The organism is Micromonospora sp. NPDC049282, assembly GCF_043197045.1.
Taxonomy (GTDB): Bacteria; Actinomycetota; Actinomycetes; order Mycobacteriales; family Micromonosporaceae; genus Micromonospora.
In genome coordinates this window covers 305748-322257 of sequence record NZ_JBICSL010000005.1, presented here as the reverse complement: position 1 = coordinate 322257, position 16510 = coordinate 305748, and the positions used below count along the sequence as shown (strand labels likewise).

The window sequence follows — 16510 nt, the reverse complement described above, 5'->3', positions numbered from 1 at the left end:
GCACTTTCGACACAGATCCGGGCCATCTCGGGGTGACCCCGAGGCGTGCCCCGGCAACCGCAGACAGGAGTATGGAGGGTATGCAGCTTCGCACCGACCTCCGCAACGTCGCCATCATCGCCCACGTAGACCACGGCAAGACGACCCTGGTCGACGCCATGTTGCGGCAGGCCGGCGCCTACGGCGCCCGCGGCGAGGACACCGAGCGGGTCATGGACTCGGGGGACCTCGAGCGGGAAAAGGGCATCACCATCCTGGCCAAGAACACCGGCGTGCGATACCTCCCGGCGGACGGCTCCGACCCGGTGACGATCAACATCATCGACACCCCCGGCCACGCCGACTTCGGCGGCGAGGTGGAGCGCGGCCTGACCATGGTCGACGGCGTGGTGCTCCTGGTCGACGCCAGTGAGGGCCCGCTGCCACAGACCCGGTTCGTGCTCCGCAAGGCGCTGCGCGCCCGGCTGCCGATCATCCTGGTGATCAACAAGGTGGACCGGCCGGACTCCCGGATCAAGGAGGTCGTGGACGACACCTACGAGCTCTTCCTCGACCTGGACGCCGACGAGGAGCAGATCGACTTCCCGATCGTCTACGCCTGCGCCCGCGACGGCATCGCCTCGCTCACCCAGCCGGCCGACGGCTCGGTGCCCGGCGACAGCACCTCGCTGGAGCCGCTGTTCCGCACCCTGCTCGACACCATCCCGCCGCCCTCCTACGACGAGGACGCGCCGTTGCAGGCGCACGTCACCAACCTGGACGCCTCGCCGTTCCTCGGCCGGCTGGCGCTGTGCCGGGTCCGCCAGGGCACGATCAGCAAGGGGCAGACCGTGGCCTGGTGCCGCACCGACGGCAGCAGCCAGCGGGTCCGCATCTCCGAGCTGCTGATGACCGAGGGCCTGGAGCGCAAGCCGGCCGACTCCGCCGGGCCGGGCGACATCATCGCCGTCGCCGGCATCCCGGAGATCATGATCGGTGAGACGCTCGCCGACGCCGAGAACCCGGTCCCACTGCCGTTGATCACGGTGGACGAGCCGGCCATCTCGATGACCATCGGCACCAACACCTCGCCGCTGGTCGGCCGGGTCAAGGGCGCCAAGGTCACCGCCCGGATGGTCAAGGACCGGCTCGACAAGGAGCTGGTCGGCAACGTCTCGCTGCGGGTGCTGCCCACCGAGCGGCCGGACGCCTGGGAGGTGCAGGGCCGTGGCGAGCTGGCCCTGGCCATCCTGGTCGAGCAGATGCGCCGCGAGTCCTACGAGCTGACCGTCGGCAAGCCGCAGGTGGTCACCCGGGAGATCGACGGCAAGACCTGCGAGCCGGTCGAGCGGCTGACCATCGACGCCCCGGAGGAATACCTCGGCGCGATCACCCAGCTGCTGGCCACCCGCAAGGGCCGGATGGAGCAGCTGGTCAACCACGGCACCGGCTGGATCCGGATGGAGTGGCTGGTCCCGGCGCGCGGCCTGATCGGCTTCCGCACCGAGTTCCTCACCGACACCCGGGGCACCGGCATCCTGCACCACGTCTTCGAGTCGTACGAGCCGTGGTTCGGCGAGCTGCGCACCCGCCAGAACGGTTCGCTGGTCGCCGACCGGGCCGGGGCGGTCACCTCGTTCGCCATGATCAACCTTCAGGAGCGGGGCCAGCTCTTCGTCGAGCCGACCACCGAGGTGTACGAGGGCATGATCGTCGGGGAGAACTCCCGCTCCGACGACATGGACGTCAACATCACCAAGGAGAAGAAGCTCACCAACATGCGGGCCTCGACCTCCGACGAGACCGAGAAGCTGATCCCGCCGCGCAAGCTGTCGCTGGAGCAGGCCCTCGAGTTCTGCCGCGAGGACGAGTGCGTCGAGGTCACCCCGGTCGCGGTGCGCATCCGCAAGGTGGTGCTGGACCAGCAGCAGCGCGGCCGGGCCGCCGCCCGCCGCAAGCACGCCGGCTGACCCACCCGCACTACCCCGCAGTCGCACGTCCACGGAAAGAGTGGCTGTTCCGCGCGGAACAGCCACTCTTTCCGTGAATCAGTGCTCCCTGACGGGGTGGGGTTTGGTGGCGGAGAGGGCCAGGACGTCGGGGATGGGGGTCGAGCCGGACTCGACCACCCGGTCGAGGAGCAGGCCGGCGGCGGTGACGGCGGTGAGCAGGTCGGCCAGGGGCAGGTGCCAGGCGCCCACCCGGGCCCGCACCCCGGTGGGGTTCCACGACCGGACCGTGCGCTCCCGCTCGGCGTACCCGCCGTCGATCACGATGTGCTCCGGGTCGGTCCGGTCGGCGAACGCGCCGCAGAAGCACGGATGCACCCCGACGTGCACCAGCCGGCCGCCCGGCGCCAGCACCCGGGCCGCCTCGGCGATCGCCGCCGGATAGTCCGGCATGTCGGTGTGCGCCAGCACGCAGACCGCGGCCGGCACCGCGCCGCCGGCCAGCGGCAGCGCGGTGGCGTCGCCCCGGGCCACCGGCAGCCGGGCCCGGGCGTGCCGCAACTGCCCGGCCGACAGGTCGACGCCCACCGGCGTCCAGCCGAGCCGACGCAGCTCGGCGGCGTGCGCCCCGGTGCCGCAGCACAGGTCCAGGCACCGACCCGGGCCGGCGCCCAACAGCTCCGCCAGCACCGACCGGACCCGGTCCATGTACGGGGCCGAGGTGTCGGTGGCGTACTCCTCGTACCAGTCCGCGATCTCGTCGTACCGGGCGGTCGTCATTCCCGCACGCTAGCCCCGGGCAGGGTGGCGGCGCAGCCCCGCGCCCACCACGAAGATCCGCTACGGTCACCTGCATGACCTGGGACGAGCTCGACGCCCACCTGGACAAGGTGCCCGGCACCGTCTCCGCGTACGTGGGGCGTCCCGGAGCCCGCCCCACCTGGACCCGGCGGGCCGACGCCACCCACTACGCGGCGAGCACCATGAAGGTCGCCGTGCTGGTGGCGCTGCACCGGGCCGCCGAGTCCGGCCGGCTCGACCTGGACGCGCCGGTGCCGGTGCGCAACGCGTTCGACTCCGCGCTGCCCGGCGCGCCCCGCTTCGCCAACAACCGCGACTACGACAACGACGAGGCGGTCTGGGACCGGGTCGGCGGCGTCGCGCCGCTGCGCTGGCTCGCCGAACGGATGATCGTCCGCTCCAGCAACCTGGCCACCAACCTCTGCGTCGGCCGGGTCGGGCTGCCGGCCGTGGCGCAGGCGTGGTCGCTGGCCGGCGCGCGGCACAGCGTCACCGGCCGCGGCATCGAGGACTTCGCCGCCCGCGACGCCGGCATCGACAACCTGGTCACCGCCGCCGACCTGGCCGCGCTGCTCGGCGAGCTGGCGCTCGGCGCCACCCGGCCCGGCCCGCTCGCCTCGCCGGCCGGCTGCGCCGCCATGCTCGACGTGCTCACCGCCCAGGAACACCGCGAGGACCTGGCCGCCGGGCTGCCCGACGGCACCCGCGTCGCGCACAAGAACGGCTGGGTACGCGGCGTCCGCCACGGCGCCGGCGTGGTGTTCCCGGACGACGCGCCGCCGTACCAGATCGTGGTCTGCACGACCACCGACCTGGCCGACGGCGGCGCGGACGGCGAGCAGGTCGAGGACGACGCCTGCCGGCTCATCGCGCACGTCTCCGCGCAGGTCTGGGCGGCCCGGCACGACCTCGCCGGCTGACGCCGGCCGCTACTCCAGCAACTGCTCCCGCAACGCGGCCCGCACGTCGTCGGTCACCCCCAGACCGTCGCGCAGGTACGCCTCGAACGACCCGTGCACCCGGCGCACCTCGTCGTAGGCGGCGTCCAGGTACTCCGGGCGCACCTCCAGCAGCGTGCGCGCCGCCGCCGGGTCGAGGTCCGGCCGGCGCCGCGTCATCGCCGCCAACAGCACCTCCCGCAGGCTCTCGGTCAGCTCGTTGTGCCGCAGGTAGTCGGCCCGGATCGCCGGCTCCGCCACCCCCAGCGCGGTCAGCAGCACCACCGACAGCCAGCCGGTGCGGTCCTTGCCGGCGGAGCAGTGGAACAGCAGCGGCAGGTTCGCGCCGTCCGCGGCCAGCCGCACCGCCGCGCCGAACCCGGCCCGCGCCGGCTCTCCGGTGACGAACCACCGGTAGATCGCCGTCATCGCCCCCGGCATGCCCTCGCGGGCCAGTTCCGCGTACGCGTCCAGGTCGTGGCCCTGCAACACCGCCGAGACGTAGGTGAACACCGGGTGGGCCGCGTCGTACACCGGCAGGTGCACGACCCGGGGCTCGCCCGCCAGCCGGTCCGGTGGGGCCACCTCCTGCTCCTGCGCCGCGCGCAGGTCCACCACACACGCCGGGCCGAGCTTGCCCAGCACCGGCAGGTCGTCATCGGTGAGCCGGCCCAGCGCCGCGGTGCGGACGAGCCGCCCGGCGCGTACCCGCCGTCCGTCGGTGGTCGGCAACCCGCCCAGGTCACGGGCGTTCGGCGCGCCCACCAGCTCCCAGTCCCGCCCGGTCATCGGCCCTCCCCTGCTCGCCGCCAGTTGCCTATAGGGTGCCCCACATGACGATCGCGGCGGTACGCACCCACCGGCTCTCGGCGCCCTTACACACGCCCTTCGTCACCGCGCTGCGCAGCACCACCACGGTGGAGACCCTGATCGTCGAGGTCGTGGACAGCGACGGTCGCTCGGGGTTCGGCGAGGCCCCGCAGGTGTGGCAGGTCACCGGCGCGTCGATCGGCGGCGCCGAGGCGTGCGTACGCGAACTGCTCGCGCCGCTGCTGACCGGCCGGAACGCCGACGACCTCCAGGCCCGCTGCGCGCAGGTGCGCCGTGCGGTGGTGGGCAACGAGTCCGCGAAGGCGGCCGTCGACGTGGCGCTGCACGACCTGGCCGCGCGGCGGCTCGGCGTACCCCTGGTGCGCCTGCTCGGCGGCACCGCGCTGCGCGTGCCGACGGACGTCACGCTGGCCGCGGGCGACGCGGTCGACCTGGCCGCGGCGGCCGGCCGGCGGCGCGCCGAGGGATTCACGACGCTCAAGCTCAAGGTCGGCACCGACGCCCGCGGCGACCTGGAGCGGGTCCGCTCGGTGCGCGCCGCCGTCGGCCCGGACGTGCGGATCCGGCTGGACGCCAACCAGGGCTGGACGCCGCGCGAGGCGGTCCGGGTGATCCGGGGCATCTCCGACGCCGGGCTCGACGTCGAGCTGGTCGAGCAGCCGGTGCACCGCCGCGACCTGGACGGGCTGGCGTGGGTCAGCGACCGGGTGGACGTGCCGATCCTCGCCGACGAGTCGGTGTTCGACGTGCGCGACCTGGTCGAGGTGATCCGGCGCCGGGCGGCCGACATGGTCAACGTCAAGCTGGCCAAGTGCGGTGGCCTGCAGGCGGCCCGCACCCTGCTCGACCTGGCCGCCGCGCACGGCATGGGCACGATCGTCGGCTCGATGATGGAGGGACCGATCGGCGTGGGCGCGGCCGCCAGCCTGGTCGCCGCCTCCGGCACCACGGCCGTGTCGGACCTCGACGCCGCCTGGTGGCTCGCCTGGTCGCCGGTCACCGGCGGGATCCGGTACGAGGGCGCGAACGTGCTGCTGCCGGACGCTCCGGGGCTCGGCATCACCGACGTGAGTGAAGCTAACGTTCAGCGCCGCAGTTGAGTGTCGTTGGTTTTTTTCATAGGGTCGCCCACAGGAGCGTGGGAGGAGGGGTGCGGATGGCGCCTCAACCGGGCCACCAGGCCGTCGTCCGGGTCCCGGTGGCGACCCTGTGGAAATCCGCCGATGCGGTCCGCCCGATCGACGAGCCCGCCCTGCGCGACTCCCCCGACGTGGCCGCCTGGGTCGCCGGGATGGACCATGAACAGCAGGTCGGCGACTGCGTCCTGACCCAGTTGCTGCTCGGCGAGGCGGTGCTGGTCACCGACGCCGGGCCGGACGGCTGGGTCCGGGTGGTCGCCCTCGGGCAGCCCGCCGCCAAGCTGGACCCCCGCGGCTACCCGGGCTGGATGCGGGCCGCCCACCTCAGCGCGCCCGCCGACGCCGAGCCGACCGCGCCCGCGCTGGTGGTCGACGTCCGCCGCACCACCCTGCACGAGGCCGCGGACGGACCGCCGGCGCTCGCCGGGGTGGTCCTGGGCACCCGCCTCACCTCCGCCGGAAGGCCGACCGACGGCTGGCGGCCGGTCCGGGCACCCGGCCGGACGGACGCGCTCTGGGCCCCGGAGGGCGACCTCGTGCCGCTGCCCGCCGAGCGGCCCGAGGCCAAGGAGGTGCTCGCGGTCGCCGAGCGGCTGCGTGACCTGGTCTACGTCTGGGGCGGGCGGTCCACCGACGGCATCGACTGCTCCGGACTGGTCCACCTGGCCTGGCGGCGGTACGGCGTCACGCTGCCCCGCGACGCCGACGACCAGGCCGAGGCGACCATCCCGCTGGCGCTCGACGACGAGCGCCCCGGCGACCTCTACTTCTTCGCCCGCCCCGGCCGGCGGATCCACCACGTGGGCATCGTCTCGGCCGAGCCGCACGGCGGCCGGCGCCGGATGCTGCACGCCTGCTACCGCACCCGCCGCGTGGTCGAGGAGGAACTGCCCCCGGCCCGGGTCGACACGCTGGTCGGCGCGCACCGGATCTGACCGCCGAACGGCCGCGGGGGCGTTCCCGACCGGCGGAAACGCCCCCGACGAAGCCGGTCGGTCAGCGGCGCGCCTCGGCCAACTCCCGGCGCCGGTCCCGCGACGACTTCATCAGGCTCGCCGCCGTGGCCACGGCCAGGGTGCCGAGGATGACGGTCAGCGACAGCCAGATCGGGATGTGCGGGGCCCAGCCGACGTGCTCGCCGCCGTTGATGAACGGCAGGTTGTTGTCGGCCAGCGCCTCCAGCACCAGCTTGACCCCGATGAAGCCGAGCACCACGGCCAGCCCGTAGCTGAGGTAGATGAGCCGGTCCAGCAGACCGCCCAGCAGGAAGTAGAGCTGCCGGAGCCCCATCAGCGCGAACACGTTCGCGGTGAAGACCAGGTAGGGCTCCTGGGTGATGCCGAAGATCGCCGGGATCGAGTCGAGCGCGAAGATGAGGTCGGTGGTGCCGATCGCGATCATCACGATCAGCATCGGGGTGAACAGCCGGCGGCCGTCCTGGTGGGTGGTCATCCGCGCCCCGTCGAAGTCCCGGGACAGCGGCAGCGCCTTGCGGCTCCACCGGATCAGCAGGTTCTCGCTGAACTCGTCCTCGTCCGGCTCGCCCTGTCGGGCCAGGTTCACCGCCGTGTAGATCAGGAACGCGCCGAAGATGTAGAAAACCCAGGAGAACTGGGAGATCAGCGCCGCGCCGGCCGCGATGAACCCACCCCGCATGACCAGCGCCAGGATGATGCCGACGAGCAGCACCTTCTGCTGGTACTGCCGGGGCACCCCGAAGCGCGCCATGATGATGACGAAGACGAAGAGGTTGTCCACCGAGAGGCTGTACTCGGTGAGCCATCCGGTGTAGAACTGCCCGGCCACGCTCGGCCCGGCGGTCAGCCAGAGCACCACGCCGAAGAGCAGCGCCAGCCCGACGTAGAAGCCGACCCACAGGCTTGACTCACGGACGCTGGGCTCGTGCGGGCGGCGGCCGATGATGAACAGGTCGGCCAACAGGACCGCGATCATCGCGGTCAGGGTTACCGCCCACACCAATGCGGACACGTTCAAATCCATCCTCCGGCAGACACGCAGCGTCGGGCACACCGTACGCCGGGTGTGGGGCCGGGGTGCGTCGACGCTGACTGTGGTGACTGTCGGAGGTCTCTTCCGCCGGGACCCGTGGGCTCCGACCGACGGAGCCGGGTCGAGCGACCGGTGGGGTGCTGGCGCTCTTCCGTGCTGACGACTCCGTCGCGGGGGAATACTCCCCTCCTCGGCCGCCATTGTTCACCATCGCACCCGGGTGGCGCATCTCCGGGCGCCGATCGTTCGCTGTCACGTGCCACGCCTCACGTCACACCGCGCAGCGCATCCTAGGAGGCTAGCTCCATTCCCCTCGTTGGCCGACTCCGTTTCGGCGAGGTGGCTACCTCAGGGCCAGGTCGACGGCACCACCTCGCCGACCTGGTGTTGATCATGCGGGAATCTGCCATCACGGCGAGACAGACCGGCGGCCACGGCGGTCAGCGACCCGGACAGGTGGTTCCCATCAGCAGCGAGGCATCGGGGTGGCGGGCAGCACCGGGTCGGCGAAGGACCAGCCGGCGGCGAGCAGGGCGTCGCAGGCGGCGATCGCGGCGGCCAGCCGTTCCTCGTGCGTACCGCGTAACTCGACGACCGGCACCCCGCTACCGGACAGCTCCGCGCGGAACCGGCCGGTCATCCACGCCCGCAGGTGCTCACCGTCGCGCAGGCCGTCGTCGGCGAAGGGCACCCCCTCGTGGTCGGTGAGCAGATAGAGCGCCGGACGGCGGGCGGCCGCGCGTACCGCGGCAGCGGACGACCCGAGGTAGCGCTCCTCCCAGACCGCGGTGGCCCGGGCGTCGGTGTCACCGAACAGCAGCGGGCCGCTCACCCGCGCCGCCGCGTCCTCGGTGGCCTGCTGCTCGCGTACGACCTCGACGAAGTCGGCCCGGTCCCAGGTGACGTCGAAGACCGTCGCGTCCGGCCGGCACCGGCGCAACGCGGCGAGCTTGCGTTCGGTCAGCTCGCGGCCGTACTCGGGCACCCAGGCGGTGCGGTAGTGCGCGGCGAGCGCCCGCGCCATGGTCGTGGTGCCGGTGGACTCGGCGCCGACCACCACCACCCGCCGGACCAGCCACGCCCGTACCGGCGGGCTCAGCCACCGCCAGTGCGCCGCCGGGTCCGCGCGCACCGCGGTGCCGGAGACCGGCACGGCCAGCCGCCGCGGATCCACGTCGACCGCGACCGCCCCGAACCGGCGGGCCAACTCCTCGCCGTACGCCTCGGAGGAGAAGACGGCATCCACCGGCGCGCCGCCGAGCGCGTCGGCGAACACCGCACAGTGCAGCTCCCATACCGCCGGGTCGGCGTAGTCGACCGGGTGGTCGTCGTACCGACCGACGAACCGCACCCACGGGGTGCCGGCATGGACCTCGCGCAGCCAGTCCAGCCGCAGGTCCAGCGGAATCGACTCCCGTCGGGACGGCGCCACCACCACGGTCACCGCCGCGCACCGGGCCGCGGCGGCCTCGACGAGCGCGTGGTGCCCGGCGTGCGGCGGGTAGAACTTGCCGACCACCAGGCCGTGCCGGAACCGCCGGTTCGTCCCGGTCGCGCTCACGCGACCACCTGAGTTCGCGACTGCGGGGCTCGCAAACCCGCGCGCCGGCGCAGGTCCGCGCGCCAGGCCCGCAACCCGATCACGCAGAGGGCCAGGAAGATCAGGTAGAGGCCGCCGGTCAGCCAGAGTCCCTTGTACGCGTAGAGCGGGATGTAGATCAGGTCGGCGGCGATCCAGAGCCACCAGCTCTCCACCAGCTTGCGGGTCTGGCCGTAGGTGGCCAGCAGCGACAGCGCGGTGGTGACCGCGTCGGCCAGCGGGACGGTGGAGTCGGTGGCCCGGTCCAGGAACACCCACAGGCCGCCGGTGAGCAGCAGACCGGCCACACCCAGCGCCCACCACTCCCGCCGTCCGGTGCGGGCCACCGTGAGCCGGCTGCGCCGGTCACCGCCGAAGAGCCAGTGCCACCAGCCGTAGACCCCGAGCGCCACGTAGACGATCTGCAGCCCGGCGTCGGCGTACAGGCCGGCGGTCCAGAACAGCAGCATCAGCAGCAGCACGTTGGCGATGCCGATCGGCCAGTTCGCGATGTGCTGGCGGGCGACCAGCCAGACGTTGACCACGCCGGTGACGAAGCCGAGCAGCTCGGCCCAGGTGGTGCCGGCGCCCCACACGCTGAACGCGGTGCCGGTGAGCCAGTCGAGCATGGTGTCCTCCCCCGCCGCCGGTGCCACGGTGGAGGCCGGTGCCTTGGTGGAGGGACGTGGCCCGCCCGAGCGCACCCGGAGCGTACCGGTGGACCCGGGCATGGGAGGCTTCGGGAATGGTTCTTGAGGTCGCGCTGATCGACGTGACGCCCGGACAAGAGGACGACTTCGCCGCCGCCTACGCGCAGGCGCGTCCGATCCTCGCCGGCAGCGAGGGATGCCGCTCGGTGCGGATGACCCGCGGGGTGGAGTCACCCACCCGGTTCGTGCTGTTGGTCGAGTGGGACTCGGTCGAGGCGCACGACGTCAACTTCCGGCAGACCGAGCGCTTCGGGCAGTGGCGCGGGCTGATCGGGCCCTACTTCGCCGGCCCGCCGCTGGTCGAGCACTTCGTCGACGTGCCGGCCTGAACTGTCGTACGCCTCACGTAGCCTGCGCGCGACGCGCGGTCACCGGTCCCGACGGGCATCGGGGGCGCCGGGCCCGGTGGGCGCGCGGCGACCTCACTCCAGCTCGTGCGGGTCACGCTGCCGGGGCACCGGTGGGGTGCCGAGTCGCCGGGTCAGCAGCTCGACCGTGGCGTCCTCCGGCAGCGCCACGGCGAGCAGCCGCTCGATCACCTGCTCGTAGCGGGCCACGTCGGCCTCGGCGACCAGGCGCAGGTCGGTGGTGAGCGTCTCCACCAGCACGGTGCGCGGGTCGTCCGGGTCGGGGTAGGCGTAGTAGGAGAACGGCGCCAGCGGGTGCAGGTCGTCACCGGACGAGGCGCCGCCGGGCAGCACCCGGACCGTGACGTGCGACCGCTCGGCCAGCACCAGCAGGTGGCGCACCTGCTCCCGCCACACCTCGGTCGGCAGGCCGGCCGGCTCGCAGGCCCGCTCGTCGAGCAGCGCGGTGTAGTGCGGGGGCTCCGGCCGGACCAGCAGCTCCTGGCGCACGGCCCGGGCGCGGACGTCGGCCTCCACGTCCACCTCGCTGGCGAGCGACGCGCCGGCCGCCACCCGCAGCCGGGCGTACGCCGGGGTCTGCAGCAGGCCGGGCACGAGCGCCGGCTGGTATTCCACGATGCGTTCGGCGCCCGCCTCCAGCTCCGCGTACGCCCGCTGCCGCTCGCCCATCTCGCCCAGCGCCTTGGACCAGCCGCGCCCGGTGGCGGCGTCGCGGGCGATGACGATCAGGTCGTCGCGTTGGTGCGGCGGCACCTCGTAGACGTCGAGCAGATCGAGGATGTCGGCCAGGTCGGGGCGGCTCTGGCCCAGCTCGATGCGGGACAGCTTGGACGTGGACGCCCAGCCGAGCCGAACACAGACCTGCTCGAGCGTGAGCGACTCACGGCGGCGCAGCCGGCGCAGCTCGACGCCGAGCCGCACCCGCCGGACGACAGGACTTGCTGACAACGGCATGCGCGCCTCCCGGTGGGAGCGTACGCATGACCATCACGCACGGCAATACCTCGCTCGCGCAGAGCGACAAACGGTCGTCACCGCACCCCGGCGGCGTCCATCCCCCGCAGCTCCTTCTTGAGGTCGGAGACCTCGTCGCGGATGCGCGCCGCCAGCTCGAACTGGAGCTCCCGCGCGGCGGCCAGCATCTGGTCGTTGAGCTCCTGGATGAGGTTGGCCAGGTCGGCCCGGGCCATCCCCTCGCGGGACGGAGTCGCCGCGCCACCCCGGCCGCCCCGGCTACGGGTCTCCTTGACCGGCGCCTTGCCCCGGGACAGCTGCCTCGCGGCGCCGCCGACGGTGGTGTTCTCGGTGTCCTCCGCCTCGCGGTAGATGTCGTCGAGGATGTCGTGGATCTTCTTGCGCAGCGGCTCGGGGCTGATCCCGTGGGCCTCGTTGTGCGCGATCTGCTTGGCCCGACGCCTGTCGGTCTCGTCGATCGCGGACGCCATCGACGGGGTGATCTTGTCGGCGTACATGTGGACCTGGCCGGAGACGTTACGGGCCGCGCGGCCGATGGTCTGGATCAGCGACCGCCCGCTGCGCAGGAACCCCTCCTTGTCGGCGTCGAGGATCGCCACCAGGGAGACCTCGGGCAGGTCGAGGCCCTCCCGGAGCAGGTTGATGCCGACCAGCACGTCGTAGTCGCCCTTGCGCAGCTCGCGCAGCAGCTCGACCCGGCGCAGCGTGTCCACCTCGGAGTGCAGGTAGCGCACCCGGATGCCGTTCTCCAGGAGGTAGTCGGAGAGATCCTCGGCCATCTTCTTGGTCAGCGTGGTGACCAGCACCCGCTCGTTGCGCTCGGTGCGCAGCTTGATCTCGTGCATGAGGTCGTCGATCTGCCCCTTGGTCGGCTTCACCACCACCTCGGGGTCGATCAGGCCGGTCGGCCGGATCACCTGCTCGACGAACTCGCCCTGGGCCTGCTCCAGCTCCCAGGGGCCGGGAGTCGCGGAGAGGAAGACCGACTGGCCCACCCGCTCCAGGTATTCGTCGAAGCGAAGCGGCCGGTTGTCGGCGGCGCTTGGCAGCCGGAAGCCGTGGTCGATCAGCATCCGCTTGCGGGAGGCGTCGCCCTCGTACATGCCGCCGATCTGCGGGATGGTCACGTGCGACTCGTCGACCACAGTGAGGAAGTCGTCGGGGAAGTAGTCGAGCAGGCAGTGCGGCGGGCTGCCGGGCAGCCGGCCGTCCATGTGCATCGAGTAGTTCTCGATGCCGGAGCAGAAGCCGACCTGCCGCATCATCTCGATGTCGTAGGTGGTGCGCATGCGCAGCCGCTGCGCCTCCAGCAGCTTGCCCTGCCGGTCCAGCTCGGCCAGCCGGTCGGCCAGCTCGACCTCGATGTCGCGGATCGCCCGCTCCATCCGCTCCGGGCCGGCCGCGTAGTGCGTCGCCGGGAAGATCACCAGGCTGTCGACCTCACGGACCACGTCGCCGGTCAGCGGGTTGAGGTAGTAGAGCTTCTCGATCTCGTCACCGAACAGCTCGATCCGGACGGCCAGTTCCTCGTAGGCCGGGATGATCTCCAGCGTGTCGCCGCGGACCCGGAAGGTGCCGCGCTGGAAGGCCATGTCGTTGCGGGTGTACTGGATGTCGACCAGCCGGCGCAGCAACTGGTCGCGGTCGAGCTCCTGCCCCACCTTGGCCCGCACCGCGCGGTCGAGGTATTCCTCCGGTGTGCCCAGGCCGTAGATCGCCGACACGGTGGCGACGACGATGACGTCGCGCCGGGTGAGCAGCGACATGGTCGCCGAGTGTCGCAGCCGCTCGACCTCCTCGTTGATCGAGGAGTCCTTCTCGATGTAGGTGTCGGTCTGCGGGATGTAGGCCTCGGGCTGGTAGTAGTCGTAGTAGGAGACGAAGTATTCGACCGCGTTGTGCGGCAGCAGCTCAGCGAACTCCTTGGCCAGCTGCGCGGCGAGGGTCTTGTTGGGCGCGAGCACCAGGGTGGGCCGCTGCAACCGCTCGACCAGCCACGCCGTGGTGGCGCTCTTGCCGGTGCCGGTCGCGCCGAGCAGCACCGTGTTGCGGTCGCCACGCCGCACACGACGCTCAAGGTCGTCGATGGCCGCCGGCTGGTCACCGGCCGGCTGGAACTCGCTGACGACCTGGAAGCGGCCGTCGAGCCGGGGAATGTCGAGCGCCATGACACCAACCGTACGCCCGCGGTCCGACACTTCCTCCGCGACCACGGACCGTCCCTGATCGGCTTCGATATTCCCATTGTGTGGCTCATCTCACCGGACTACCCTCGTACCGTAGGCCGCTCGCGGCGGCCGACCGGGCAGGTGGCCGCCCCCTCGCGGGGCCCGGCCGCCCCCGGCGCCAGGGGCCGCAGCACCCGGGACGACCGGCGTGCGCGCCCACGGTGGTCGCGCTGACGCGCTCACCGGCCGCCGCGAGCGCCCCTGCACGTCACCCGAAACCCCATTCTCGCGTTCTCCACTCGTGGGGACCTCTCCCGATCGCCGGCCGCGACGCGACCGCGCGCCCGGCGGCGGCGCGCCCACCCCGGCCCAGGAGCCGGGCCGGCAGCGCGCCGCGGGACGCCCCCACCGGCTCACCGCCCGTGGCGGTAGCGACCAACCGGTGCCGCGCGAGCCGGGTCGGGGTCACCGCCGGGCCCGCTCCAACACCCCGGACCGACCCGCCACCGGCCGCCGCCGGCGGACCGATCCCACCGCCGGCCGTCCGCCGGCCGCCACCGCCCGACCGGGTGACGACCCCGCGCTGGACGGCGCGGACGACCCGCCGGAGCGCCCGACCCGACGGCGGGCCACCCTCGCCGCGCTCGTGGTGGCCGCCGCCGCCTCGGCGGCCGTCCTGGTCGCCGGTCTGCCGGGCCGATCGCCGGAGCGGCCCACCCCGGCCGGCGAGGAGCGCCCGCTGAGCGCGGCCGAGGCGGAACGGGTGGCCGCGCTGCGGGTCACCAACCTGCGTGACGTCCGCGCCGGCGTCCGGGTCACCGTCGGCGCCGGCCGGGACCGGACCGACGTGCTCGGCTGGGTCGACTGGGCCCGGCCGCTGGTCTACCTGGACGTCGGCGGTCCCGGCGCGGGGGCCGACCGGGGTCTCGTCCAGGCCACCGCGTCAGCCCTGCTGGTACGCCCCGACCCGGCCGCGCTCCCCACCCCCGCGCGTCCCCCGCTGGTGCCGCCGGGCGACCGGTGGCGGCTCCGGGAACCCTCCGCCGGGCACGGCCTCTCCGCCGTCCGGGACCTGTTGCTCGGACTCGGCGCGGACCGGGTCGACCCGGCCGGGCGGGAGGGCCGCTGGCTGCGCCGGGAAAGCCTCGCGGGCGTACCGGTGGACGTGCTCCGAGCCCCGCTGGCGACCCCGGCCGGCGACCCCCGGCCGACGCTCTGGGTCGACCGGGACGCCCGGCTGCACCGGCTGAGCGGCCGGCTGCCCGACGGCACGGCGGTCACGGTCGACCTGGTCCGCGCGGACCGACCCACACCGCACCCGGTGGACGCGCTCGGCGGCCGCCCCGGCCAGCCCCGGGCGCTGACCGACGACGAGGCCGGCCGGCTGGCCCGGCTGCCCGCCCGGCTGCGGGCCACCGGCAGCGCGACCGTGTCCGCGGCGGCCCCGCTCGGCCCGTCCGCCAACCTGGCCGGCGCCGGCACGCTGAGCTGGACGACGGCCTCGGCGTCGGTCACGGTGACCGACGAGGACACCGGCCGACGCACCCGGCGGCACGTCGGGACCGGCCCGGTGGCTCACCCGCAGACCTCCCCCGACCATCCCGGGGCACCGTCGCCCCCGGCGCCCGCCGACGAGCTGGACCGGCTGCTCGCCGCCGCGCTGCGGGCCGGCCTGCACCCCCCGGGCGAGCCGGCGGTGCGGATCCGGGAGGACCAGACCGCCGACCGCACGGTCGACGTCGTCGAGGTGGCGGACGGCATGCGCTGGTGGCTCGACCGGACCGGGCTGGCGCACCGGCTGGAACTGCGCACCAGCCGAGGCGTCTGGATCCACCTCGACCTCTTCCCCGTCCCCTGAGGCTCGCTGACGGGCGGGGGCGCGTCAGGGCCGCCAGCCGGTCCGGGTGGCCCACTCCTCGGCCCGCAGGTGCTCCTCGTCGAACCAGGGATCGGCGAGCGTGCCCTGCTCGGCGCTCTCCGGGGCGGCGGCCACCAGGTCGCGCTTGACCTGGAGGTACGCGGACCGCCGCGCCGGGTCGGCACGGAGGTGGTCGCGCATCAGCAACGCGTGGCGCCAGCCGGCCGAGCCGGCCGCCCGCAGGTGCAGGAGCACCGGACGGCCCGGGTCGGCGCCGGCGTGCATCCGCTTCGCCCAGTGCACGCGGTCGGCGCGGCGCGGCGCGTCCCACCACTCGCCGGGCAGCCGGGGGAAGCCCGCCTCGGCCAACCGGTCGGCGAGCGGGCCGTCCGCCTCCGCAAGCGAGGGCACGGTCAGCTGGATGTCGATGACGTCCGGGGCGGCCAGGCCGGGCACGGCGGTGGAGCCGACGTGGTCCACCCGGAGGTCGGCGCCGGCGACGTGGCGGATCCGGGCGGCCAGCCGGGCGTACTGCTCGGGCCAGGTCGGGTCGGGCTCGGCGAGCGTCGACCGGTCGGGCCGGACCGGGTGCCGCTCGCGGACGTTGCGTTCGTAGGGCAGCAGCCGGTCCCGCCAGAGGTCGTCCACCGCGCCGTGCAGGTCGGCCAGCGTGCCGTCGTTGGTGAGCAGCACGTCCGCGGCCGCCTGCCGACGGGCGTCGTCGGCCTGCGCGGCGATCCGCCGCTCGGCCTCGGCCGGATCCATGCCCCGGTCGCGCGACAGCCGCGCCAACCGGATGGGCACCGCCGTCTGCACCACCAGCACCAGGTGGTACGTCGGGGCGAGCCCCACCTCGACCAGCAGCGGCACGTCGTTGACCACCACCGCGTCGGCGGGCGCGGCGGCGACCAGCTCGGCCGCCCGCGCGCGCACCCGTGGGTGGGTGATCGCCTCCAGCCGGCGGCGTGCCGCCTCGTCGCCGAAGACCAGGGCGCCCAGCGCGGCCCGGTCCAGCGCGCCGTCGCCGCCGAGAACCCGGTCGGAGAACGCGGCGACCACCTCGGCCAGCCCGTCGGTGCCGGGGGCGACGACCTCGCGGGCGATCCGGTCCGAGTCGACGACCACCGCGCCGAGCGCCGCGAGACGGCTCGCCACCGCGCTCTTGCCGGACCCGATGCCGCCCGTCAGCCCCACCTTCAGCATCC

The 16510-nt window shown here is 73.7% G+C and carries 14 protein-coding genes; 6 read left to right on the top strand and 8 right to left on the bottom strand.

The features are described 5' to 3' along the window. Positions 1–80 precede the first annotated feature (80 nt). Complete coding sequence (gene typA / locus ACGFI2_RS12480; RefSeq protein ID WP_393514904.1) at positions 81–1949, top strand: translational GTPase TypA; 1869 nt, start codon at positions 81–83, stop codon at positions 1947–1949. 78 nt (positions 1950–2027) lie between these two features. Here typA and ACGFI2_RS12475 read toward each other — a convergent pair whose 3' ends face one another. Next, the gene (locus tag ACGFI2_RS12475; protein WP_393514901.1) at positions 2028–2708 is read right to left on the bottom strand and encodes a class I SAM-dependent methyltransferase; all 681 of its coding nucleotides are present in this window, start codon (positions 2706–2708) and stop codon (positions 2028–2030) included. A gap of 74 nt (positions 2709–2782) precedes the next feature. Between ACGFI2_RS12475 and ACGFI2_RS12470 the strand changes: the two genes are divergently transcribed. Next, entirely contained in the window at positions 2783–3649 is an 867-nt protein-coding gene (locus tag ACGFI2_RS12470) for a serine hydrolase (protein ID WP_393514898.1), read from the top strand. A 9-nt stretch (positions 3650–3658) separates the two neighbouring features. On the opposite strand, the gene ACGFI2_RS12465 is transcribed toward ACGFI2_RS12470, so the two are convergent. Then, positions 3659–4456: a tyrosine-protein phosphatase gene (locus ACGFI2_RS12465; RefSeq protein ID WP_393514895.1), complete on the bottom strand. Its 798-nt coding sequence runs from the start codon at positions 4454–4456 to the stop codon at positions 3659–3661. Positions 4457–4500: 44 nt separating this feature from the next. Here ACGFI2_RS12465 and ACGFI2_RS12460 point away from each other — a divergent pair, with 44 nt between their 5' ends. Continuing rightward, positions 4501–5598 carry a mandelate racemase/muconate lactonizing enzyme family protein gene (locus ACGFI2_RS12460; protein ID WP_393514892.1) on the top strand — a complete coding sequence of 366 codons (1098 nt, stop codon included), beginning with the start codon at positions 4501–4503 and terminating at the stop codon, positions 5596–5598. 56 nt (positions 5599–5654) lie between these two features. After that, positions 5655–6572, top strand: a complete 918-nt coding sequence (locus ACGFI2_RS12455; RefSeq protein ID WP_393514889.1) for an NlpC/P60 family protein — start codon at positions 5655–5657, stop codon at positions 6570–6572. A gap of 61 nt (positions 6573–6633) precedes the next feature. Here ACGFI2_RS12455 and ACGFI2_RS12450 read toward each other — a convergent pair whose 3' ends face one another. The 3 genes from ACGFI2_RS12450 to pnuC all read right to left on the bottom strand — a co-directional run bounded on the left by ACGFI2_RS12450 (position 6634) and on the right by pnuC (position 9855). Continuing rightward, entirely contained in the window at positions 6634–7632 is a 999-nt protein-coding gene (locus tag ACGFI2_RS12450; RefSeq protein WP_393514886.1) for a TerC family protein, read from the bottom strand. 481 nt (positions 7633–8113) lie between these two features. Then, positions 8114–9208 (bottom strand): AAA family ATPase, encoded by a 1095-nt coding sequence (locus tag ACGFI2_RS12445; protein WP_393514883.1) that lies wholly within the window; start codon positions 9206–9208, stop codon positions 8114–8116. Next, a complete protein-coding gene (pnuC, locus tag ACGFI2_RS12440) occupies positions 9205–9855 on the bottom strand; it encodes a nicotinamide riboside transporter PnuC (RefSeq protein ID WP_393514881.1) in 651 nt (216 codons plus the stop codon). The genes ACGFI2_RS12445 and pnuC overlap by 4 nt, the downstream gene beginning before the upstream one ends. A 116-nt stretch (positions 9856–9971) precedes the next feature. Here pnuC and ACGFI2_RS12435 point away from each other — a divergent pair, with 116 nt between their 5' ends. Then, the gene (locus tag ACGFI2_RS12435; RefSeq protein WP_393514878.1) at positions 9972–10265 is read left to right on the top strand and encodes an antibiotic biosynthesis monooxygenase family protein; all 294 of its coding nucleotides are present in this window, start codon (positions 9972–9974) and stop codon (positions 10263–10265) included. Positions 10266–10358: 93 nt separating this feature from the next. Here the strand turns inward: ACGFI2_RS12435 and ACGFI2_RS12430 are convergent, their stop codons facing one another. Next, a complete protein-coding gene (locus ACGFI2_RS12430) occupies positions 10359–11258 on the bottom strand; it encodes a DUF5753 domain-containing protein (RefSeq protein WP_393514875.1) in 900 nt (299 codons plus the stop codon). 77 nt (positions 11259–11335) lie between these two features. After that, positions 11336–13447 (bottom strand): excinuclease ABC subunit UvrB, encoded by a 2112-nt coding sequence (uvrB, locus tag ACGFI2_RS12425; RefSeq protein WP_393514872.1) that lies wholly within the window; start codon positions 13445–13447, stop codon positions 11336–11338. Positions 13448–13889: 442 nt separating this feature from the next. Between uvrB and ACGFI2_RS12420 the strand changes: the two genes are divergently transcribed. Next, positions 13890–15305, top strand: a complete 1416-nt coding sequence (locus ACGFI2_RS12420; protein ID WP_393514869.1) for a hypothetical protein — start codon at positions 13890–13892, stop codon at positions 15303–15305. 24 nt (positions 15306–15329) lie between these two features. On the opposite strand, the gene coaE is transcribed toward ACGFI2_RS12420, so the two are convergent. Next, a complete protein-coding gene (gene coaE / locus ACGFI2_RS12415; RefSeq protein ID WP_393514866.1) occupies positions 15330–16508 on the bottom strand; it encodes a dephospho-CoA kinase in 1179 nt (392 codons plus the stop codon). Positions 16509–16510: the final 2 nt, after the last annotated feature.